Here is a 22,727-nt window from a genome sequence, read left to right as displayed (position 1 = left end):
TGCTATTGTGGCCTTGCGCCAGATCAACTCTTGAAAAACAGCCCGCTAAGTGCGCGTTTGATCATGCCCCGCGTCGAGGGTTTGTGGCGTTTTGAAAAGGGCAGAGGTCGGCACACCTCCATCGCGGCGACGCCAACGCGAGCTGTTAACGCACCATTGACCAAGCCCTCGCCGAACCGGCGAGACAGTTTGCTGAGGACTGAGCCGCCCAGGATCGGCTCCAGTAAATCATCCCCTACAGCTACGGCACCGGTTGCAACCAAATGCACAAACACAGCACGGGTCAGGCGCCAACTGCCAAGAAAGCCCGCCCGACCGCCGTAAATCTCGGCGACGCGTCGGATCATGCGCAATGAACTTGCCAACGCCGTTGCGACGTCAGCCAGCGCAAGTGGCACCAGAGCGGTCACGGTAGCGACCTGCCGGGCTGCGGCCTCGACCTCGCGACTGGCGGCGGCGTCCAGCGAGGCCAAAAGTTCGTCTTCGGCCAAGCTCAGCAGGGTTGCGGCATCGAATTGCTCTCCCATGCGTTCGTTCAGACGGTCGCGGCCCCAGCGGGTTTCATCACGCCCCTTGTAGAATGCAATCAGCCGTGTGGTGACGGCGCGGGCTTGCGACAAGTCCTCGTCTGCTAACGCAGCATCGGCAGCGCGGCGTAACCCGTCCACGCGAGCAAGGCGACTAATCGCGGCCAATTCACGTAGTGCGATAACCAGCACGACCAGCAAAAGCGCGGCGATCAGGCCCGTGACGATCCACCCCAGAATTGGGGCGCGTTCCAGCAGCGACATGGCAAAATCCCACGCCGCAACCGAGACCACCGCGCCTACGACTGCAAGCGCCAAACCCCAAAACCAGCGCGCCAATGCCGATGGTTTTCGGGCTGCAAACCGAACAGCGGCCTGCATCGCCTGCCCCTGAGGAGGTGCAATATCAGGTACGGGTGGTGCGGTTGAAACATCGGCTGCCGGGGTGTCGTCTTCCAGATCAATCAGCACGGGGCCCTTAGCCATCGACCTCCTCCTTACGTGTCCAGACATATTCGATATCTGGCAGGTTTTCGTCATTCTCGGACCCGTCGCTGCGCGCGACCTCTACAAACCCGTTGCGTTCATAGAACCGACAGGCGCGGTGATTGGCCTGAAACGCATATAGTTTGAGATTGGGGCGCTGCGTCTTCGCAAGATCAAGCAATTGCTTTCCGATCCCCTGCCCACGCGCCGGTGCTGTCAAATAGAGCGACTGCACTTCTTCCCCATCCAACGCCAGAAATCCGGCGACCAGGCCCTGCACCTCGGCGACAGTGACCCAGCCCAAATCAATCATGCGACCGCAAAATGCGATGGTTTCAGCTTCGGAATGCAGCTCTGGCATCCAGTCATTTTCCCGTGCAAACCCGTGCAGAATTGCGCCGGTGGTTCCGGCATCGGTACTGCGTGCTGGGCGGAGGATCGCGTTCACAACCGATCTCCGATCAGGAATTGCGCGGCTCGGTCTAATCGAATATGCGGTGGGCCGTCTCCGGGATTCAGGGTCAGATGCGCCGGTGCGAAGGCCATATAGCCATAATCCTCGCCCAACCAACCTTCGGCCCCGTTTCGCGCGGGGCCAAGCAGATGGGCCGGGTCCTCTGGCAGATCACCGGGATAGAACGCCGCCTGCTTGCCACTGTCCAGCAGAGTACCGCGCACGCAAGGGAGTTCAACGCCGTTATGGCTGCGCATCTCTTCCGTCGTGGTTCGAAGCGAAGCCAACGATAAGGCCGCCGTCTCAGCGCCCGCAAAGCTGGCGCGATCGCGCGCTTCACGGGTCAGAGCCTCAATAATCGCGGTCAGGCGTGGGTGCTGCAGATGGTGCAGATGGTCCGCTTTGGTGGCCGCAAACAGGATACGCTCGACCCGCTTGCCAAGCAGCAGTTTGTTCAGCCACGCATTGCGACCGGGGCGGAAGGCCGACAGGATTTCGGCCATGGCGCGGCGCATATCTTCAACCGTTTGCGGGCCTTTGTGGATCGCGCCCAGCGCATCGACCAGAACGATCTGCCGGTCGATCCGGGCAAAGTGATCGCGGAAGAAGGGTTTGACCACCTGCGCTTTATACGCCTCGTACCGCCGCTCCATCTCGCGGTGCAGTGAACGGCGGCGTGACGTCTCGGACACTGGCAAAGGTGCGAAGGTCAGCACTGGGGACCCGGCAAGATCACCCGGCAGGAGAAACCGACCGGGGGTGCAGTCATAGAACCCGGCCTCACGCGCGGTATTCAGGTATTCGGTGAAGCTGCGGGCGAGGTCCTGCGCCTGGGGCTCATCATGTGGCGCGGTTGGGTCGGCCGCTCTGACCTTGGCCAGAAACGCCTCTGCTTGTGGACGGTTGGATATGTGCTCCAACGTGCCACGCGACCAGTCCTCGTAGGATTTTTCCAGCAGGGCCAAATCCAGCAACCATTCACCGGGATAATCCACGATGTCCAGATGCAAAGTTCGCGGCCCCTGTAGCCCTGACAGCAGACCCGCGGGCTGGACTTTGAACGACAGGCGAAGTTCCGATACCGCCCTTGTGCTGTCTGGCCAGTGCGGTGTAGGCCCCGTGAGCGCTGACAGATGGGATTCGAAATCGAACCGGGGCACGGTATCGTCGGGTTGGGGTTGCAGATAGCTGGCGGTGATCCGCCCCTCTCGCTGCGCCACCAACCCGGTCATACGGCCGCGGTCCAGGAGGTTGGCCACCAGCGATGTGATAAATACGGTTTTACCAGACCGCGCCAATCCCGTAACGCCCAGCCGAATGACCGGCTCAAAGAACGTCTCGGACACGCGGTCGCCCACGGATTCGACACCGCGCACCAGACTGTCTGCAAATGATGAGATGACCAAGCTGTCGCCCCGCAATTATCGTTTTGCCCAAGATAGGTAGCGGTTACCGCACTTGCCAGAGCTTTCGCCCCCTTGCCCGACCGACCAAGGCGCGATACCAGCGCCTCATGCCCAGATACGCGCTGAAAGTCGAATACCAAGGGGAACCGTTCGCCGGATGGCAACGGCAGAAAGAGCTACCCTCGGTTCAGGGTGCCATCGAACACGCATTGTCGCGGATCGAACCCGGCGAACATACCATTGCTGCCGCCGGACGTACGGACGCAGGAGTTCACGCGCTGGGGCAAGTGGCCCATTGCGATCTGGTCAAGGACTGGGATCCGTTCCGTCTGTCCGAGGCGCTGAATTACCACCTCAAGCCGCAGCCCGTCGCCATCGTGAACGCCGCGCGGGTGGATGATGACTGGCACGCCCGCTTTTCGGCGCTAGAGCGGCAGTATCTGTTCCGCATCCTGATGCGTCGGGCGCCTGCGACTCATGATCGGGGACAGGTCTGGCAGATTAATCATACCCTGGATGTCGCAGCGATGCAGGCCGGGGCGGATATTCTGATCGGGCGTCATGATTTCACCACCTTCCGATCCTCCATCTGCCAGGCCGCCAGCCCTGTTAAAACGCTGGATGAATTGCGGGTGGAACGGGTGCAGGGCTTCTCTGGCCCCGAAATCCACTTTCACGTCCGCGCCCGATCATTCCTGCACAATCAGGTACGTAGCTTTGTTGGAACGTTAGAGCGCGTGGGGGCCGGAGCGTGGACGCCCGAGGACGTGCGCGAAGCGCTGGTGGCAGTTGATCGCTCGGCTTGTGGCCCAGTTTGCCCCCCGCAGGGGCTGTATTTGGCAAGGGTCGGATATCCGGAGCCAGTTTTCGACTAAGGTTACAAAGCCCGAAGCAGCAGCCCGCTTGCAATCACAGCGATGATTAGTCCTGCAACCAGTTCGATTGTAGGGGCCAGCACTGATGCAAAGCGCGTGGCCGAGGCTGAGGCAAGCAACCCGCCGCGCAGCCCGAAGGACGTCCATCCGACCAGAGTCGTCACCGTTGCAGTGCCCAGCGCCATAGCGAACGCGCCCGCGATGCCAACCATCGCGATACCCATCTGCCAAGTCAGAATCAGTACAAACAACGCCCCGGCACAGGGTCGTGCAGCGATGCCTGCGACCAAAACCATTGCCTCGCGCACGCTGCCGACCTGAGCGACCTCTTCGGCTGTCGGGCCGTGACGGTGGCCACAATCCGCGCAGACGTCGTGGTCGTGATGATGGTGATCAGGGTTGTGCGCATGATGATGGTGGTCGTGTGTATGCGATGTCTGGCTTTTGCGATGCCGTACAAAGCTGCGCAGCGCGCGAAAGATCAACCACAAGCCGATTACCGCAATCATGCCATAGCTGATCGGCGCCATGACCTGTTCGGTCGTGCCTACCAACGTCTCGCGCGACATCTGGAACACGAGAACACCCGCATAAACCAACACGATTGCCGTGACTGCTTGACCCAGACTCGACAAAACACTGATCGCGGATAGTCGCCAAAACGCGACACGACGGCCCAACCCGTACCCCCCGATTAATACCTTGCCATGACCTGGTCCAATGGCGTGGAAAAAACCATAGGCGAAACAGACGGCCAGTAGCGTCGCGATAGCTTCGGGCTGCTCGGCCCGGGCTGCACGCAAGGCGCGAGCGATCTGGTTCTGGAACTCCCGCTGCTCATCAGCCGCCCATGCAGCCAGATGATCAAAGCCACCGCTGCCCCAGAACCAAAGGAGCAACCCGCAAGCGATAACGACGGGAACGATCAGGTATTTGGACATGAAAGTCTGATCTCAGTTGCGAATTTCTCACCAACCAAGGGGATGTCGTTCTCCTCGAGGTCATAGTCGGCATCGAGTGTCCGTAAAAACGCCTGCATCTGCGCCAGTTCTGCGTCAATGTCTGGATCGCTCCGGTCAATCTGACAGATGACAGGACCCGAAACCGTCACAGGCCGGGTCACCTCGTAGGCGGTGTAAAAGCTCTCATCAAAGGCTTTGATCGACAGGTCACTTGCCGGAACGGGCGTGCCTTCTACCGAGCGCAAATGCGTGGTCACGATACGTGCATCTTCAGTCGTCGCTTGTGGCTCTAACGGGCCAGACAGGGGGATCACGGTCTCGCCCATACGAATGACCAAATCGCCGTTGTACCCTTCAACCCATTGCGCATCGAAGCCGCTTAGAAATTTTTCTTCCGCTTCGGTCAGCACGCCATCGCCGTCCTGATCCAATCTCATGTCTTCCAGCACCAGCAGCGAATAGAATTCATCATAGGCCCAGGTCACACGCACATGGGTCAGGTTGCCTGCGTCATCGACCACGAACTCCAGTCCCGTGTCGATAAAGACGTGCGGGTGGGCCAAAACCGGAAATGGCAGGCAGCAGGTTAGAAGGGTCGCAATCCAACGCATAGCGCAAAGATAGGGTGCGGGGCAGGCATCGGCAATCCGGTTCCCCGGAGTATCGCAGAATCTAGCCGAGTTAATTGGGCGGAAACAGAACCAGAGTCTGTAGCGCCGTTCCCACAGGTCCCTGCGTGTCAAACAAAACCGACTGCGACATACCAATCCCCGACGGCTGCCAGTGCGAAATCGAATCGGAGGCCAGCCAGTCTGAGGTGGGCTCTCGATGGACTTGTATCGTCAGATCGGTGTTCATGAATCCCATCTCGGTCGTGGGCGCATTCCATGATATGCCATTACCACAATCCGCGAGCGGGCAGAGCGCCTGTATCGGCGAGGGATCTTCGCCATCAACCAAGGGGGGCGTGCGCATCCACACGATTTTGGGACCAGCGCCCTGATTGCCGCCAGCTGGATAGCCAATTTCTGAGTGATGGGCAAAGCCAGGCAGATCATGCCGCATTTCACCGATTGGAAATGGGCCATCGACGACATCTTCCAATCGCGGTGCGGGCAGGTCGACATTGGGAACAGACCCAAGGTCCCTGCGCGCCACATGCATGGTGGTTGCCGTTGCACAAAGCGTATCATCCAGGTCATGAACGGTGACGCGTGTGGTCGCCAGCGTTTTTGTGTGGCGCGTGGTCTCCGCCGCGACCCGCAAACCGGCCAAAGGCAGCGGGCGCAGCAAATTGACCGTGAGGCGGGTCAACATCTTATCTGGTCCGACCTCGGTCTCGGCCGCTCGTACAATCAGGCCACTGACTGGCCCCGCATGACAGTTATCTGCGGACCAGGGCCCGCGCGCGGGATCATTGCCGACAAACTCACCTTGCGTATTCTGATGAAAATACGCCTTCCCCAACACATCCGATATCATCGCGGTTGCTTCTGCCTCAGACTTTTTCCTGCGTGTACTTCTTTAGTTCGGCGCGGGCGACCTGGCGACGATGCACCGCGTCGGGTCCATCCGCCAGACGCAAGGTGCGTACATGAGTCCACGCGTTCGCCAAAGGTGTATCCTGGCTGATACCCTGCGCGCCAAACATCTGCACAGCCTCGTCGATAACCTTCAGCGCAACTTTAGGCGCCACGACCTTGATCTGGCTGATCCAAGGGGCCGCCGCCCGCGCATCGCCCTGATCCATGTACCATGCCGCCTTTAGGCACAGCAGTCGGGCCATTTCGATCTCCATCCGACATTCGGCAATGATGTCGTAGTTGGCGCCCAGTTGCGCCAGCTTCTTCCCGAATGCTTGGCGTTGCAGTGACCGCTTGCACATTTGCTCCAATGCAGCTTCGGCCTGACCGATGGCGCGCATGCAATGATGAATGCGACCCGGCCCCAGACGACCCTGCGCGATCTCGAACCCGCGCCCTTCGCCCAGCAGGATGTTCTCGGCTGGAACCCGGACATCTGTGAAACGGATATGCATGTGACCATGAGGTGCATCGTCGTGGCCGTAGACTTCCATCGGCCGCAATACCTCGATGCCAGGCGTGCCTGCTGGCACCACGATCATCGACTGGCGCTGGTGTTTCTGCAGATCATCTCCGCCCGTTTTGACCATCACGATATAGACCTTGCAGCGCGGATCACCTGCCCCGGAAGACCACCATTTCTCACCATTCAGAATGTAGTCAGCACCGTCCCGCACACAGGACATCGAGATATTCGTGGCATCCGACGACGCCACATCCGGTTCGGTCATCAGATAGGCCGACCTGATTTGGCCATCGAGCAATGGCTTCAGCCATTGTTCCTTCATCGCGGCGGTGCCGTAGCGCTCAAAGACCTCCATATTCCCGGTGTCAGGCGCAGAGCAATTAAATACTTCAGCCCCCAAAGGGGTCTTACCCATTTCTTCGGCAAAATAGGCGTACTCAACTGTACTGAGGCCAAAGCCCTTATCACTGTCCGTTAGCCAGAAGTTCCACAGCCCAGCCGCTTTGGCCTTGTCCTTTAGACCTTCGAGGATTTCGGCCTGACGCTCGGTGTATTGCCAGCGATCACCTTTGTTGATCTCGGCATGATATTCCTGCTCAAGCGGCAAGACCTCATCCCGGATCATATCAGCAACACGTTGCAACAAGGCACGATTCTCATCGCGCAGTCCGAATGTTATGGTCATGTATAGTCCTCTCTACAGCACCGCGCGCACCCGACGCTTGGGTCCGAGGATGGCTCAGCACCTATGACACTGTCCAGTTGGGTGACGGAACGTCATTCAGATAAAACGACACCATACACTGCATCACAGTGAGGTGCCTGCGGTCGCGGCAGAAACGTTCGATTGGATCGGGCGTAGATACATGAGGTCAGACGCCGACCCAGTGACAGCGTCTAAGGTGCCAGTATCCAGTTACCATCGGCAGTTCTGCAACGGCGTGTTCTGATATCCCGAGCCTGTTCCGCGCCTTCGGGCTGCACAATATGCTGGAGTATTACGCAATTATCCTGAACGCTGTGAACCCGGATCGTCCCTTTTGAGCCCGTATCCTGATTAAGCCATGCCCTCTCTTGCCCAACCGAGGGCGAGCCTGAGGACAACAACGCATTCGAGGTGGCGCTTAGCACTTCGAAATCCGCGGGGCTCAACCCCATTTCCGCGATGATTCGGGAAATCGATTTGGCCTGAGCGATTCCACTCGAACCCAGTAATAGAACGGTAACGAGCGCTGAATAAAAGAAGGCTTTCATTATGGGGCCTCGCCGATCTGAACAACTTTCACGCTCATAGATATACCTCTGTGCGTGTGTGGCCAAGCCCAACTTGGTCACCTTCAAATTATCCCGAACAAACCTATTGCAAGGCGGGTGCTAGGTCCCTCCGCCAGTTCGCCTCATATTATCCCAAGACGAACCAGAGGCATTTGATGACACATCCAAAATACTATGCACCTACAGGCGGTCACCCGGGGCAAGAGCAGTTATTGACTGACCGCGCCATGTTCACCGACGCCTATGCGGTGATCCCGAAAGGCACGATGCGCGACATCGTCACCAGCTTTCTTCCTTTCTGGGAAGGGACACGCCTGTGGGTTCTTTCGCGGCCTCTGAGTGGGTTTGCCGAAACATTCTCGCAATACATCATGGAGGTTCAGCCCAGTGGCGGCAGTGATACTCCGGAAACAGACCCAAACGCACAAGGTGTGATTTTTGTCGTCGAAGGCTCTGTAACCCTGACGTTGAACCAAGCGGAGCACGTACTTGAGACCGGAGGATATGCCTATATCCCACCCGGAAGTGACTGGACCCTGCACAATCGCGCCGATTCCGTTGCCCGGTTCCATTGGGTTCGCAAAGCCTATCAGGCCGTGCCCGGTCTGCCAGCCCCTGATCCGATCATCACCAACGAATGCGAGGTGACGCCCGTCGAGATGCCCGGCACCGAAGGGCGTTGGTCTACCACGCGTTTTACCGATCCGCATGACCTGCGGCATGACATGCATGTCAACATCGTCAATTTCGAGCCCGGTGGCGTAATCCCATTTGCAGAAACCCATGTGATGGAACACGGCCTTTATGTGCTGGAGGGCAAGGCGGTTTATCGACTCAATCAGGATTGGGTCGAGGTCGAGGCCGGAGATTATATGTGGCTGCGCGCTTTCTGCCCCCAAGCCTGTTATGCGGGTGGTCCGGGTCGGTTCCGGTATCTGTTATATAAAGATGTAAATCGGCATATGCCTCTGTCGGTTCCCTCGCGATAGACGACCATAGCGTTAATGTCCGGTATAGGGGTTCACAGAATCGCTGGAATCTGATGAAATTACATAAGTTTTCAGCACTGGAGATTGTTCAATGTTACTGCGCGGTACGATGATTGCACTGGTTGCCACCCTTGGCCTTTCGGCGTTCAACGCCGAGCCGGTCGCAGCCAAGGAAGAAACCAAGTCCGTTTTCGTCATGAGCCGTACCTGGGCGGTGACGCAGGTCTCGGACGCGCCTGTGGTCTATCGGGCCACGCGGGACAACAACAATCTGAACCCCTTTGGCCCCCCGCCACGTCTGCGCACCATCCAGGCGATGGCTGCGATACAGCAGGCGACCGGATGCAAGGCGATCTATTCCAGCATGTATCAGAACATCTCGGGCCAGTTCTTTTCACAGGTCAGCTGCAACTGAAATTGGTACAATACTTTGATTGAGATCGCCTGATCTGCCTGCCATAGCTTGCGCATGAAACTTGCGATCAACGGATTCGGCCGTATCGGCCGCACCATCCTGCGACAGGTCCTAGGCCCGTCGCAGCATTCGGATATCGAGCTGGTGCTGATCAACGATATCGCACCGCTCGAAACCTGCGCATATCTGTTCAAGTACGACAGCACTTTCGGAACTTATCCAGGTTCGGTGGCAGCCGAAGGTGGAGCATTGAACATTGATGGCCGGATTGTTCCAATGTCCCACAGCGCAGATTTGGCAAAGGTCGATCTGTCCGGCGTCGATGTGATGCTGGATTGCACCGGCATCGCGCGCACGTCGGATGTTGCCAGCCGGGGATTGACTGCCGGGGCGGGCAAAGTGCTGATTTCCGGCCCCTCACCTGCTGCCGAGATCACGGTTGTACTGGGTGCAAACGAAGATCATTTGGGCAACGCACGGATCGTGTCGAATGCGTCATGCACCACGAATGGGCTGGCACCGCTCGTCAAGCTGATTGATGAAATCGGCGGGCTTGTGTCCGGGCACATGACCACGATCCACTGCTATACAAACAGCCAGCCTATGGTCGATGCACCACGCGGGGATCTGGCCCGTTCGCGCGCCGGAGCATTGTCGATGGTGCCTACGACCTCAAGCGCCACACATCTGATCGATGTTGTGCTGCCAAATCTTGCCGGTCGCATTTCAGGGGCTGCGGTGCGTGTTCCCACGGCCAGCGTATCTGCTGTCGATCTTGTCGCCACCCTTGAACGGGGCAAGAGCGCGGATCAGTTCGACCAAGCGTTTCGCAACGCGGTCGCAGCTTCTGCCGTACTGGGCTGGACCGATCTGCCCTTGGTATCATCTGATTTGCGCTCCCGTCCTGAATCACTCGTTTTGGCCGGGCCCGAGACGCGTATGATCGGAGAGAACCAAATCAGGGTCTTTGGTTGGTATGACAATGAATGGGGGTTTTCGGCCCGCATGCTGGATGTCGCACGCTTGATGGCCGAAGCGGGGTGACCCGCAGCGCTGAGCCGAGCTGCGGGATTGTTCATAGGCCTCATTCGTGAGGCAGGCTGCCCGAGCCGTGACCGGCCATTCCGCCAGAAACTTCCTCGGTCGATTCTTCTGCCAGCTCTTCAGGCAGGATCAGGTTCAGCACGATGGCGATCAGAGCCGCTGGCAGCAGGCCGCTTGTCATCAGAATGCGGAGCGTATCCGGCAGGTGCTGGACCGCACCAGGTTCCAGCTGCAACCCAAGACCAATCGACAGTGAGATCGCAAAGATCACCATGTTGCGGCGATTCCAATCCACGTCCGACAGCATCGAGATGCCTGCCGCAACCACCATGCCGAACATGACGATCACGCCGCCACCCAGCACTTCGATGGGTACTGTGCGAATGATCGCTCCGACCTTCGGCACGAGACCACACAGGATCAGGAACAAGGCCCCGCAGGTCACCACATGACGGCTCATGACGCCTGTCATCGCGATCAAGCCGACATTCTGGCTGAACGATGTATTCGGAAACCCGCCGAACATACCGGCGAGTGCAGTTCCAAAACCATCGGCATATGTTGCACCTTCGATCTCTTTGTCTGTCGCCTCACGACCTGCACCACCCTTGGTGATCCCCGATACGTCGCCGACGGTCTCAATGGCCGAGACGAAAGACATCAGACAGAATCCGATAATGGCCGCCAATGAGAACTCAAAGCCATATTTGAACGGGACTGGCAGTGCGAATGCGGAGGCCCGCGACCAGCTGTTGCCGATGGCTTCGAACGTCACCATGCCGACCATAAGGGCATAGACGTAGCCAACCGCCAATCCGACGAGTACGGCAGACACCGACAGCATACCACGCGCAAAGAACTTGAGGCCCAGCGTCACGACAACCACGACCAACGCCGCCGACCAGTTGAGCAGCGATCCGTATTCCGGAGTACCAATCGCAGGCACGCCACCGGCAGAATATTGAATGCCAACCTTGACCAGCGCCAAACCGATCATTGTCACGACAAGCCCGGTCACCAGCGGCGGAAGCGCAAAACGTATCTTGCCAATGAACAGGCCTAGAAAGGCGTGAAAAAGACCACCGATCAGGACGCCACCGAACAGGGCTGCCAAAGCATCCACACCCTTACCAGCGACAAGCGGGATCATGATGGGCAGAAAGGCAAAGCTTGTTCCCTGAACAATCGGCAGTGCCGCGCCAACTGGGCCCAGCGTCACAGTCTGCAACAAGGTCGCCAGACCCGCGAACAGCATCGACATTTGGATCAGGTAGAGCAGCTCAGGAAAATCGGGGGAATTGGATCCAAACCCAAACCCGGCGGCTCCGGCCACGATAATGGCGGGTGTGACGTTTGAAACAAACATTGCCAGCACATGCTGAATGCCCAGCGGTATCGCCTTGTGTAAGGCGGGCGTATAGTTCGGGTCCCGAAGTTGTTCGGGGGTCCCTATCGAAGTTTCGGCCATGATCTCATTGTCCTCCCTAAGATCCAATGGGGTTCTTACCGCTTCTTTGGCGGCTTCGTATTTGGATTCAGCGGTCGACCACCTCGTACGGAGTGCTGAACCAGTATTCTTCTAAATTTGGACCGTCCCCGATCCTATCGACGACCGCGAACAGGCCGGGCCCATGCAGAGGAGTTAGAACCCCGTGCCAAGTGCCTCGGTGATAATTCACAACTTGCCCGGGGAGCGTGATGAAAGCCTTTGGTTGCCCTGGTTTACCGCCCTCATCCGGTGCGACGATCACCAGAAAAGGCTGGTGAGTCATCGGAATAAAGGCCTGGCTGCCATCGGGATGACGCTCGACCATTTCCAGCCGGTAAGGCAATTCGCGCGGGTTGGCGTTGAACAGGCTAATACCGGCACGCGCGTTACCGAAATCCAGTCCAGCCCGGTCGTGATAACGGCCGCATTTGCCTTGATTGATGATCTTGTCAGGCTCACCTGAGATATCAATCAGATCGCCAAAAGGTGCGAACGCTGCTGCCGAGATCGTTTCAGCGACAATCTGGGTCATGAGGGCAGCACATCGCGCAGACGGAATTCGGCGATCCGTTCGACCTGCCGGCATGCCTCGGCGAATTCGGTTTCGCGATCCTGTTCGATCCGCCGCTCAAATGCGCCCAGTATCGAGGCCTTGTTGTGGTCCCTAACGGCGATAATGAACGGAAAACCAAATTTTCCGGTGTAGCGCTGGTTTAATTCGGTAAAGGTGGCTCGTTCGTCATCCGTCAGCGCATCGAGACCGGCCGAAGCCTGCTCAGACGTGCTTTCCTGTGTTAACCGCTTGGCCTGCGCCAGTTTACCAGCAAGATCGGGGTGGGCCGTTAACACACCCAGCCGTTCCTCGTCCGAGGCGGACCGGAACATGCGGGTCAAAGCATTGTGCAATCCACCCGCCGTGTCATGTGCCGCGCCCAGTTCCAGACCAAACGCTCGCTCGGCGATCCATGCGGAATGCTCGAAGATACCTCCGTAAGCTGAGACAAATTCGTCGCGGCCCATCTGTGAGGGTTTTGGGCGCTCAGCCGGCGGGTGCGTTTCAGCCCAATGTTCCGCAATCTGCAATCGCGTTGCAAACCACACATCCGAGAACCCGAGCGCGTAATCCAGAAACCGTTTCAGCGCCATGACGCGTCCCGGACGCCCGATCAAGCGACAATGAAGACCAATCGACAGCATCTTGGGTGCGCCAGCTTCGCCTTCTGCATAAAGCGCATCGAAGCTGTCTTTCAGATAAGAATAGAACTGATCCCCGGCGTTGAACCCCTGCGGTGTGGCAAAGCGCATATCGTTGCAGTCCAGCGTGTAGGGTACAATCAACTGATCCCGACCACCGGTCTGCATCCAGTATGGAAGATCGTCCGCATAGGTGTCCGCGACATAGGCAAAACCACCCTCTTCGGCGACCAGACGCACAGTGTTGTCCGAACAGCGCCCGGTGTACCAGCCACGCGGGCGATCCCCCACAACTTCGGTATGCAAGCGGATAGCTTCTGCAACCTGAGCCCGCTCTTCATCCTCGGGCATGTCCTTGTGCTCGACCCATTTCAGCCCGTGGCTGGCAATCTCCCACCCTGCCGATTTCATTGCGGCCACCTGATCTGGCGAGCGCGCCAAAGCCGTCGCCACACCGTAGACAGTGATCGGCAGATCTTTCATCAACCGATGCAGGCGCCAGAACCCTGCCCGCGCGCCGTATTCATAGATCGATTCCATGTTCCAGTGACGCTGGCCCGGCCATTGCGCCGCCCCGACTATCTCGGACAAGAACGCCTCAGACGCAGCATCCCCATGCAGAACACAGTTTTCACCACCCTCTTCGTAGTTCAGCACGATCTGTACAGCCAGTTTCGCCCCGCCGGGCCATGCGGCGTCAGGCGGGTTGGCTCCATATCCGATCATATCGCGGGGGTAACGAGGCGGCTGCATAGGGTCTTCCAGTCCGATTAGGTGTTTTGACAGCTTTACCGCAGAAACGGTCCATTGATTATCAAATCAATCCGAACACTGTTTCCAGTTCTTTCGGCATTTCAACCATTTTGCTGTTTGGCCCAGACTGTGGCACACCAAAAGAAACACATAGGAGAGACCCTTGGCTGGCTATCTGACGACCCATGTTCTGGACACGGCACGCGGCTGCCCCGCTGAGGGGTTGAAAATCTCTCTTTACGAAGTGTCGGGAGATTCTCATCGCAAACTGGCTGAGATGGAAACCAACGAGGATGGTCGCACCAACAGTCCGATCCTACCGCAGGACGACTTCAAAATCGGCACGTATGAACTGATTTTCTTTGCTGGCGATTACCTACGCGCGACGGGCCAGGACGGCGATGATCCTCTGTTTCTGGATCAGGTGCCTATCCGCTTTGGTATGTCCGACCCGTATGCCCACTACCATGTGCCGCTGCTTCTATCCCCTTATGGGTATTCGACCTATCGGGGCAGCTAGACCTAGATTTCGGCGCTGCGGACCACCTTGCCGACACGATCAATCATGAAATCCATAAACAGCCGTGCCTTGGGATCTTGGTGGCGGCGATGGGTATACAGGCAAGCCATTTGAACCGGCACCGGTGGCGTTTGCGTCGCCACCGGGATCAATCGTCCTGCCTTCAGATGTTCGGACACCTCAAAGACAGGTTTCATAGCAATTCCCTGCCCTGACAACGCCCAATCGGTTAAAACATCGCCATCGTCGCACTCATAGCGGCCTGAAACAGCGAACCGCTTCGGGCCATCGGGCGTTTCCAGCATCCACTGAAACTCTGCCGCTCCGGGGAAGCGTAGGTTCAAACACTCATGTTTGCCTGAAATCAGATCCGTCCCAGATTCGGGCATCCCACAACGGCTCACGTAATCAGGGGCCGCGCATAGCACGCGCTGACAATCCGCGATCTTGCGAATGCGCAATGTGCTGTCTTCGGGCTGACCGATGAAAAAGGCCAGATCCAACCCTTCGGTGGTTAGGTCGACAGAGCGGTCTGTCAGCCTTAGACGCACATCAATCTCAGGGTATTCTGACAGAAAATCAGGCACATGAGGTGCCAGAAGACGGCGCCCGACACCCAGGGGCGCTGCGACGAACAGCGACCCGCGCGGCGCTTCGGTCAGATGTGTGACTTGCGCTTCTGCCTCATCCACCGCATCCAGAACTGCAACTGCACCGGGGTAAAATGCACGCCCTTGCTCAGTCGGGGTCAAGTTGCGTGTGGTTCGCTGGAACAGACGAACCCCAAGGTGATCTTCTAACTGCGAAATCCGCGCTGACGTCACCGCAGGTGAGATTCGCATATCGCGTCCGGCGGCTGACATACTGCCTAGATCATAAACCCGTACAAAGGTTCGAATGTTGTCGAGATAGGACATCTTATCGTTTTTTTGATACAGTTTGACAATATACGGGAATACCGAAGAAAAGCCCGTTTGCCTAGTGTGGCGATAGCTTATCGGAGACCTCATCAATGTACGACTTCGCCGTGTTCTGGGATTGGATTGGTTTTGGCGTGCGCTGGCTGCACGTCATCACTGCGATCGCCTGGATCGGATCATCCTTCTATTTCATCGCGCTGGACCTTGGCCTGAACCGCGATATTCCCGGCCCGGCGGACGGCGAGGAATGGCAAGTCCATGGCGGTGGCTTTTATCACATCCAGAAATATCTTGTCGCGCCGGAGCGCATGCCTGACCACCTGACCTGGTTCAAATGGGAAAGCTACGCGACTTGGCTGAGCGGCGCCGCGCTTTTAATGATCGTCTACTGGGTTGGCGGCGAGCTTTACCTGATCGATGCGCATAAAGCTGATCTGGCGCTGTGGCAGGGCATCCTGATCTCGGCTGCGTCGCTGACCATTGGCTGGCTGGTCTATGATTTTCTGTGCAAATCTGGCCTCGGTGAACGCCCGACGCTGCTGATGGTTCTGTTGTTTGTCCTGCTGGTGGCCATGGGCTGGGGTTATAACCAAATCTTCACCGGCCGTGCGATGATGCTGCATCTGGGGGCTTTCACAGCCACGATCATGACGGCGAATGTGTTCTTCATAATTATGCCAAACCAGCGCATTGTTGTGGATGACCTCAAAAACGGACGTACGCCTGATCCCAAGTACGGCAAAATCGCCAAACTGCGTTCGACTCACAACAACTATCTGACCTTGCCCGTTGTGTTCCTGATGCTGTCGAACCACTACCCGCTGGCCTTTGCCACCGAGTACAATTGGATCATCGCCGCGTTGGTCTTTTTGATGGGCGTCACCATTCGCCACTATTTCAACACCCGCCATGCGCGCGCCGGTAATCCAACCTGGACCTGGCTGGTGACTGCACTGCTGTTCATGGCCATCATGTGGCTGTCGACCGCTTCCATGCACGACCCGTTGGAAGAGGCCGAAGCGCAAGAGCTTACACCATATGAACAGAAATTTGCAGCGGCGGATGGCTTTGAAGAAGCGCACGACATTGTTTTGGGGCGCTGTTCCATGTGCCACGCGCGTGAGCCTGTCTGGGAAGGCATCCTGTGGGCACCCAAAGGTGTGTTGCTGGAAACCGAGGCCGACATTGCGCAGAACGCGCAGCAGATATATCTGCAATCCGGCGTCACCCACGCAATGCCCCCCGCAAACGTCACTTACATGGAGCCCGAAGATCGCGACGCAATCATTAGGTGGTTCCGAAATGCCGATCTGTGAGAAATTGGGACACGGTCGAGCCAATAATAGCAACTGAGTTTGGTTTAGTTCTTCCCCTTGGCGTCGCCAAATGCTCTAAATGAATTCAACAAGCCGCATTTCTATTGTTTCGCGGCCATAGTGATTTCGACTTGGGGCAGTTGGAGCCAGACAATGATAGGGAGCAGACCGCGCAGCGTTCTGAGAAGCTGGTTTTTTTGCGCCCTTTTGGCATTGTCTCCCAATCTTGCATCCGCGCTGGAAACCACCCTCTCCGCTCCCGGCGCATCTAAAGATCTGATTGACCGACTGGAAGAGACCTCATCGGTTTTTACCTCAGAATCGCGTGGACTGGATACGTCGCTGGAAATCCTGTCGGCTGCTCTGTCCGACTACCGCACCATCGTTCAAATCATGTATGACGAAGGGTATTTCAGCCCCGTTGTCAGCATCAAGTTAGACGGGCAGGAAGCTGCAAATATCAACTCTTTGAATGTTCCGACCCAGTTCAAACGTGCAACGATATTGGTCAACTCAGGGCCGAAGTTCAAATTTGGCACGGCTGTCGTTCAACCATTGGCACCAGAAACCGTGCTACCCGAGGAATTTGCCATAGGCAAAACGGCCACCACCGGAGCAATCCAGCAAGCAGCATCCGCAGGGGTCCAAGGCTGGCGCGATACGGGCCACGCAAAGGCAGAGGTGTCGGACCAAAAAGTAATCGCGCGACATGCGCAGGCACGACTGGATGCCACAATTGATCTGGCACCGGGGCCAAGGCTGCGGTTCGGCAAAATGAACATCCAAGGCGACACTAACGTTCGCCATCGGTCGATCGAAAAAATTGCAGGCTTTCCCTCGGGTGAAATTTATTCGCCAGAACAGGTGCAAAAGGTTGGAACCCGGCTGCGGCGCACCGGCACGTTCAGCACGGTCTCTATAAAGGAACATGATGAGCCCAACCCGGACGGCACATTGGATTTCGATGCCACATTCGAAGATCTTCCCCCTCGTCGGCTGACTTTCGGGGCCGAGATCGCCTCGCGCGATGGGCTGGATTTAACTGCCACGTGGACCCATCGGAATGTTTTCCGGCGGGCAGAGCGGTTAAGGTTTGAGGCTGCGATCCGCAACATTGGCGGCGCCGAGGATATCGACGGGCGCATTGGCCTGCGTTTGGATCAACCAGACCGGCTCGGCCCAGATGACAATACATTCTGGAGCGCACTGCTGGAACGGCGAAATACCGAGAATTATAACGTCACTATCGCCTCGCTTGCCTATGGTGCCCGCCGCACTTTTTCGGACCGTCTTTATGCCGAAGCCTCAGCCGGTTTCCAATGGTCAGACGCGGATGACGCCTATGGCGATGGCCGCAAGTTCCGGTACTTCATCCTGCCCTTCCGGTCTGAATGGGATGAACGGGATAGCAAGGTCAGCGCCACGCGTGGCTACTATCTGGATTCGCAGGTAATGCCCTTTGTCGGGTTCTCTGGTTCTGACACTGGCCTGAGGATGTTTTTTGACGGGCGTTACTATAACGACATAGGCACAGGCGGCCGGTTGGTGCTCGCCGGGCGCGTTCAACTTGGATCAGTCCTTGGCCCGCCGCCAGACGGTGTGACGCCGGATTTCCTGTTCTTCTCAGGCGGCGCGGGAACGGTACGCGGTCAACCCTATGAAAGCCTCGGTATTCCAGTCGGAGACGGTGTGGCTGGTGGCAAGTCCTTTTTGGGACTGTCAGCTGAAATTCGTGGCAAAGTCACCGACGCAATCTCGTTGGTCGGCTTCTATGACTATGGCGTCGTCGACACGTCCTCGTTCATCGGCAGCGGCGCGGAAGAGCATTCTGGCGCCGGGCTGGGTATTCGCTATGATCTGGGCGGTTTCGGGCCATTGCGCTTTGACCTTGCCGTCCCAGTTCAGGGTGACACGGGCAATGGGCTGCAGTTCTACCTCGGGATCGGGCAGGCCTTCTGATGCGTCGCTTTCTATACCCTCTGTTGCTGAGTTCAGCAGTGATCATCGTCCCCTTCGCAGCGACCGCGCAGGACGAAGGCGGCAGCATGATCGAGCAGTTCCTGCAGGACACCCTGTCAGGTGACGATCAAAATGTGCGGGTGATCGGTCTGGAAGGTGCGCTGAGTTCACGAGCGACGATTCAGGAAATTACCGTCGCCGATGACGAAGGTGTCTGGCTGACCATCAAAAATGCTGAGCTGGATTGGAACCGGTTGGCGTTGCTGCGGGGTCGATTCTCAGTCAATACATTGTCCGCGCAGGAGATTGACATCGCCCGTGCCCCGGGCACGACGACTAAGGACACACCGCCGCCTTCAGCTGAGACCCAACCCTTTCAACTGCCCGAGCTTCCGGTTTCCATTGAAATTGGCGAGCTTCGGGTCGATGACTTGTCTTTGGGTGAGCCATTGATCGGCGTTGCGGCTGATCTTGCCGTGAATGGTAACCTCTCGCTGGCGGACGGAACGCTGGATACAACGCTGGATATCGACCGGCTGGATCGAGCTGGTGATACGATTGATCTTAAAGCCGGATTCCAGAACGATAACAGCCAGATCGACCTGGACCTCACCGTCGCCGAAGCCTCGGGCGGGTTGATCGCAACGGCCCTGTCCATCCCCGATGCCCCACCGCTAAAACTGACCGCAAAAGGTTCGGGGCCGGTATCAGATTTCAACGCCGATATCGGGCTGAGCAGCGATCAACAGCTTCGCGTATCTGGCCAAGTTCGACTGCGGACAGCCGAAGAGAATGGCACTGCATCCGATGGGATAGCATTTACTGCCGATGTCGGCGGCGACCTGACTCCGTTCCTGGCCCAAGAGATGGATACGTTTTTTGGCACAGACACGAGGCTTTTCGTGGACGGGCGCACCCATTCCGATGGCGCGCTGGACATCTCGGACATTGAGATCACGTCAGAAGCATTGGAACTGAAAAGCGAGGTGAGCCTTGCCTCTGGCGGTGTTTTGCAACTGGTTGCCCTTCAAGGCCGCATCACGCCACCAGAAGGCGACAAAGTTGTTCTGCCCGTCAGTGGCGGCGACACGTCCATTGGCGCGGCGCAGATTTCGGCCTTGTACAACTCCAAAAACGGAAACTATTGGGATCTGAGCCTTACAACTGACAACGTTGAGACCCCCAATCTGAATATTGATCACGCCAGAATTACTGGGCAGGGCACCTTGGATCAGTCCGGCGGCTTATCGATGGATGGAGACATCCAGGCCGTGCTTGATGGCATCGATTTGACTGAACCAGCGCTGAAAGCTGCCGTTGGAGATCAGATCACGCTGGATGGACGGTTCGATTATGGCAGTGACCAATCCTTACAACTGACCGGTTTCGAACTGGTTGGCAGCGACTATACCCTTGAAACCGATGCCGTGATCAGCGGGCTTGCGACAGGGCTGCAAGTTGATGGCGCGGCGCTGCTGCAGGCCACCGACCTATCGAGGTTTTCGGACCTGGCACAGCTACAGCTAGGTGGCGAAGCTTCGATCAAAGTCGAAGGCAAAGGCTCACCGCTGGAACGCAGCTTTGATGGCAAGCTAACAGTAAACGGGCGCGATTTGATTACTGGCCGCGACGATATCGACCCATTGATCACCGGCGAAACCGACATTGTGTTAGACGCCAAACGCGGAACCGATGGCGTGTCCATACGGGAGTTTTCGATCAACGGTGATGCGCTGACTGCTCAGGCCAGCGGTACGGTCACGACCCTTGATGGCAACATGACGATCGATGGGCAGGCCAACGTCAACGCCCCCGATCTTAAGGTATTCTCGGGCCTCGCCAAGCGTGATCTCTCCGGTGCGGTGCAGGCCCGGCTGGATGGCAAGGGCACCGTACAAACACTGGAATTTGACGGCCAGGCCAACGTAATCGGTACAAATATCGAAACAGGGATGAGTGAGTTCGATCCGCTGTTGAGAGGCCGGGTATCGATCAATCTGGACGGCGCACATTCTGGCGATCAGGTCGTCGTCCGAAATGCTACAATCAAAAGCGCCGCGTTGACCGCCGAGGTTGGTGCTACGATTGATGATCCTACCGGCGACATTGCCGTAGACGGCAGTGCCAAGGTAACGGCACCGGATTTGTCAGTGTTCTCAGGCCTCGTCGGGCGCGACCTGACGGGATCAATCAATGCTGATGTCACAGGCAGAGCCGCGCAAGGTAGCAAGACTTTTGACATCATTGGCAACCTCAGCGCGGATGATCTTGGAACAGGTATAAACGTGATTGATGCGCTTGTTCAGGGCAGAACAACGCTAAACGTGGATGCCGCAAACGACGATCAAGGTCTTAACATCCGCACGTTCAGTCTGAACGGAACAGCGCTGACTGCAGATGCATCGGGACGATTGGACCGCGAAGCAGGTGGCCTGAATTTCTCGGCCATGCTGGACAATGTGGGTCGGGTCTCGCCTACTCTGTCCGGCCCGCTAAAACTTGATGGCAATGTCGCCCCGACCGGGTCTGGCCTTGAGGGCAACGCCCGCTTGAAAGGACCTGAGAGCTCATATGCCGAATTGTCGGGAACCGTTGACACCAATGGTTCAGCCGACTTTGATTTTGAGGCCAAGATCAACCGGCTCGAACGTCTGATCCCCGATTTCCCTGGAACCCTGTCTGCCATTGGAAATGCTCGTCGTGATGCAGGCAAGTGGACTATCGACGCCAAAGCCAACGGCCCCGCCGAGATCAACACTACGGTCGCGGGTACCTTTGATGAAAGTAGCGGCGAGGCAGACTTGAAGATGCAAGGCGGTATCAACATAGGTATCGCCAATGCGTTTATTTCACCCAATAGTCTGGCAGGTAAAGCTCGGTTCGATCTAGCCCTGAAAGGGGCGCCTGCACTGGATGCGCTCAGCGGAACGATTTCAACAACCGGCGCATCAATGGCGCTGCCAGATGTGGGGCAAACGATCACCGATATCGGCGGAACGGTCAACATCGCGCGAAGCCGTGCAACTGTTGCACTGCAGGGTGGCCTGCGGGCAGGAGGAGGATTCACCGTCAACGGGCCGATCAATCTGACTTCGCCCTTCAACACTCAGATCAGCACGAAACTCAATAATCTCGTTCTGACCGACAGACTTTTGTATGAGACCACGTTGAACGGCCAGATTGCCCTGACCGGGGCATTGGCTGGAAACAGTGCTCTGGCCGGTCAGATAAACTTTGGCGAAACCAACATAAACCTTGCCGCAGCGGCAGGTGCAGTTGGCGCTGCACCAATCCCAACAATCGACCATATTAACGAAAGCCGAGCCGGTTTTGTGACGCGGGAACGTGCCAATCTGGTCGAAACAGAAGACAAAGCCAAAAGCAACTCGCGCATGTCATTGGACATCGGCCTGCTTGCCCCCAAAGCCGTGTTTGTTCGAGGCCGAGGTGTCAACGCCGAATTGGGAGGGCGTATTCAGATTGGCGGAACCACCACATCCGTCGTCCCCTCGGGTCAGATTGAATTGATCCGGGGTAACATCGACATTCTGGGCCGTCGTCTTGCGCTGACCAAGGGTCTGGTGACACTGCAAGGCGACCTGACCCCCTATATCGAGTTTGAATCTTCGACCAGCACCTCGGACGGTACAGCCACCATTGAGATCGCAGGTCCTCTGGATTCGCCCGAAGTGGACGTGTTCTCAGACCCCGAACGCCCGACCGAAGAAGCACTGGCCATGCTGCTGTTCGGCAACCGTTTTTCGGAGTTGTCGCCTTTTGTGATCGCCCAGATGGCGGCTTCACTGGCCCAACTCAGCGGCGCGGGTGGGGATGCAACCAAGGGCGTGCGCGAGGCTACGGGGCTTGACACTGTAGACCTTGGCGCAACGGAAGGCGGCGGTGGCAGCCTTGGGGCAGGCGCATATCTAAGCGACAACCTCTATACCGACTTCACCGTCAATACCGAAGGTGATACCGAAGTGAATTTGAACCTGGACGTCACCGACAGCTTTACAGTGCGTGGTACGGTGGATGGCCGGGGTGAGACAGGGCTGGGTATATTCTTCGAACGGGATTACTGATCACAAAAAAGG

General features: G+C 57.4%; 20 protein-coding genes. 8 read left to right on the top strand and 12 right to left on the bottom strand.

The features are described 5' to 3' along the window. Positions 1-23 precede the first annotated feature (23 nt). The 3 genes from G7G_RS0102835 to G7G_RS0102825 are packed head-to-tail and all read right to left on the bottom strand — an operon-like array spanning position 24 to position 2,873. Positions 24-1,013, bottom strand: coding sequence for a YcjF family protein (locus G7G_RS0102835; RefSeq protein ID WP_010438101.1), 990 nt, complete (start codon positions 1,011-1,013; stop codon positions 24-26). Continuing rightward, entirely contained in the window at positions 1,006-1,461 is a 456-nt protein-coding gene (locus G7G_RS0102830; RefSeq protein ID WP_010438100.1) for a GNAT family N-acetyltransferase, read from the bottom strand. The genes G7G_RS0102835 and G7G_RS0102830 overlap by 8 nt, the downstream gene beginning before the upstream one ends. Beyond that, entirely contained in the window at positions 1,458-2,873 is a 1,416-nt protein-coding gene (locus G7G_RS0102825) for a YcjX family GTP-binding protein (RefSeq protein WP_010438099.1), read from the bottom strand. Before G7G_RS0102825 ends, G7G_RS0102830 begins: the two co-directional genes overlap by 4 nt. Before the next feature lie 107 nt (positions 2,874-2,980). On the opposite strand from G7G_RS0102825, the gene truA reads away from it, so the two are divergent. Beyond that, a complete protein-coding gene (gene truA / locus G7G_RS0102820) occupies positions 2,981-3,748 on the top strand; it encodes a tRNA pseudouridine(38-40) synthase TruA (RefSeq protein WP_010438098.1) in 768 nt (255 codons plus the stop codon). 2 nt (positions 3,749-3,750) lie between these two features. On the opposite strand, the gene G7G_RS0102815 is transcribed toward truA, so the two are convergent. The 5 genes from G7G_RS0102815 to G7G_RS0102795 all read right to left on the bottom strand — a co-directional run bounded on the left by G7G_RS0102815 (position 3,751) and on the right by G7G_RS0102795 (position 8,013). Beyond that, entirely contained in the window at positions 3,751-4,689 is a 939-nt protein-coding gene (locus G7G_RS0102815) for a nickel/cobalt transporter (protein ID WP_010438097.1), read from the bottom strand. Further along, on the bottom strand, positions 4,674-5,321 hold the full coding sequence (locus G7G_RS0102810; protein WP_010438096.1) for a DUF1007 family protein: 648 nt from the start codon (positions 5,319-5,321) through the stop codon (positions 4,674-4,676). Before G7G_RS0102810 ends, G7G_RS0102815 begins: the two co-directional genes overlap by 16 nt. A gap of 70 nt (positions 5,322-5,391) precedes the next feature. Further along, on the bottom strand, positions 5,392-6,192 hold the full coding sequence (locus G7G_RS0102805; protein WP_010438094.1) for a thioesterase family protein: 801 nt from the start codon (positions 6,190-6,192) through the stop codon (positions 5,392-5,394). Between the two features lie 16 nt (positions 6,193-6,208). Next, positions 6,209-7,444, bottom strand: coding sequence for an acyl-CoA dehydrogenase family protein (locus tag G7G_RS0102800; protein WP_010438092.1), 1,236 nt, complete (start codon positions 7,442-7,444; stop codon positions 6,209-6,211). A 212-nt stretch (positions 7,445-7,656) separates the two neighbouring features. Then, a complete protein-coding gene (locus G7G_RS0102795; RefSeq protein ID WP_010438090.1) occupies positions 7,657-8,013 on the bottom strand; it encodes a hypothetical protein in 357 nt (118 codons plus the stop codon). 176 nt (positions 8,014-8,189) lie between these two features. Here G7G_RS0102795 and G7G_RS0102790 point away from each other — a divergent pair, with 176 nt between their 5' ends. From G7G_RS0102790 to G7G_RS0102780, 3 genes are all read left to right on the top strand, one after another. Further along, the gene (locus G7G_RS0102790) at positions 8,190-9,023 is read left to right on the top strand and encodes a bifunctional allantoicase/(S)-ureidoglycine aminohydrolase (RefSeq protein WP_010438088.1); all 834 of its coding nucleotides are present in this window, start codon (positions 8,190-8,192) and stop codon (positions 9,021-9,023) included. A gap of 91 nt (positions 9,024-9,114) precedes the next feature. Then, positions 9,115-9,438: a hypothetical protein gene (locus tag G7G_RS0102785; RefSeq protein WP_010438086.1), complete on the top strand. Its 324-nt coding sequence runs from the start codon at positions 9,115-9,117 to the stop codon at positions 9,436-9,438. Positions 9,439-9,492: 54 nt separating this feature from the next. Further along, complete coding sequence (locus tag G7G_RS0102780) at positions 9,493-10,482, top strand: type I glyceraldehyde-3-phosphate dehydrogenase (protein WP_010438085.1); 990 nt, start codon at positions 9,493-9,495, stop codon at positions 10,480-10,482. Positions 10,483-10,522: 40 nt separating this feature from the next. Here G7G_RS0102780 and G7G_RS0102775 read toward each other — a convergent pair whose 3' ends face one another. The 3 genes from G7G_RS0102775 to puuE form a co-directional block, all read right to left on the bottom strand. Then, positions 10,523-11,950 carry a nucleobase:cation symporter-2 family protein gene (locus G7G_RS0102775; protein WP_010438083.1) on the bottom strand — a complete coding sequence of 476 codons (1,428 nt, stop codon included), beginning with the start codon at positions 11,948-11,950 and terminating at the stop codon, positions 10,523-10,525. Positions 11,951-12,017: 67 nt separating this feature from the next. Next, positions 12,018-12,503 (bottom strand): ureidoglycolate lyase, encoded by a 486-nt coding sequence (locus G7G_RS0102770; RefSeq protein ID WP_010438081.1) that lies wholly within the window; start codon positions 12,501-12,503, stop codon positions 12,018-12,020. Continuing rightward, positions 12,500-13,918 (bottom strand): allantoinase PuuE, encoded by a 1,419-nt coding sequence (puuE, locus tag G7G_RS0102765; RefSeq protein WP_010438078.1) that lies wholly within the window; start codon positions 13,916-13,918, stop codon positions 12,500-12,502. The genes G7G_RS0102770 and puuE overlap by 4 nt, the downstream gene beginning before the upstream one ends. A 163-nt stretch (positions 13,919-14,081) precedes the next feature. Here puuE and uraH point away from each other — a divergent pair, with 163 nt between their 5' ends. Continuing rightward, the gene (gene uraH / locus G7G_RS0102760) at positions 14,082-14,438 is read left to right on the top strand and encodes a hydroxyisourate hydrolase (protein ID WP_010438077.1); all 357 of its coding nucleotides are present in this window, start codon (positions 14,082-14,084) and stop codon (positions 14,436-14,438) included. Between the two features lie 2 nt (positions 14,439-14,440). Here uraH and G7G_RS0102755 read toward each other — a convergent pair whose 3' ends face one another. Next, positions 14,441-15,355, bottom strand: a complete 915-nt coding sequence (locus tag G7G_RS0102755) for a LysR family transcriptional regulator (protein WP_010438076.1) — start codon at positions 15,353-15,355, stop codon at positions 14,441-14,443. Between the two features lie 95 nt (positions 15,356-15,450). Here G7G_RS0102755 and G7G_RS0102750 point away from each other — a divergent pair, with 95 nt between their 5' ends. From G7G_RS0102750 to G7G_RS0102740, 3 genes are all read left to right on the top strand, one after another. Next, on the top strand, positions 15,451-16,674 hold the full coding sequence (locus tag G7G_RS0102750; RefSeq protein WP_010438075.1) for a urate hydroxylase PuuD: 1,224 nt from the start codon (positions 15,451-15,453) through the stop codon (positions 16,672-16,674). A 153-nt stretch (positions 16,675-16,827) separates the two neighbouring features. Then, the gene (locus tag G7G_RS0102745; protein WP_010438074.1) at positions 16,828-18,633 is read left to right on the top strand and encodes an autotransporter assembly complex protein TamA; all 1,806 of its coding nucleotides are present in this window, start codon (positions 16,828-16,830) and stop codon (positions 18,631-18,633) included. Then, complete coding sequence (locus G7G_RS0102740; protein WP_010438073.1) at positions 18,633-22,715, top strand: translocation/assembly module TamB domain-containing protein; 4,083 nt, start codon at positions 18,633-18,635, stop codon at positions 22,713-22,715. Before G7G_RS0102745 ends, G7G_RS0102740 begins: the two co-directional genes overlap by 1 nt. Positions 22,716-22,727 lie beyond the last annotated feature (12 nt).

Origin of the sequence: Ruegeria conchae (assembly GCF_000192475.1) — a bacterium.
In the GTDB taxonomy this organism is placed as follows: domain Bacteria; phylum Pseudomonadota; class Alphaproteobacteria; order Rhodobacterales; family Rhodobacteraceae; genus Ruegeria; species Ruegeria conchae.
Note: the sequence above shows the minus strand (reverse complement) of the source record. Positions and strands in the feature narration are given on the sequence as shown.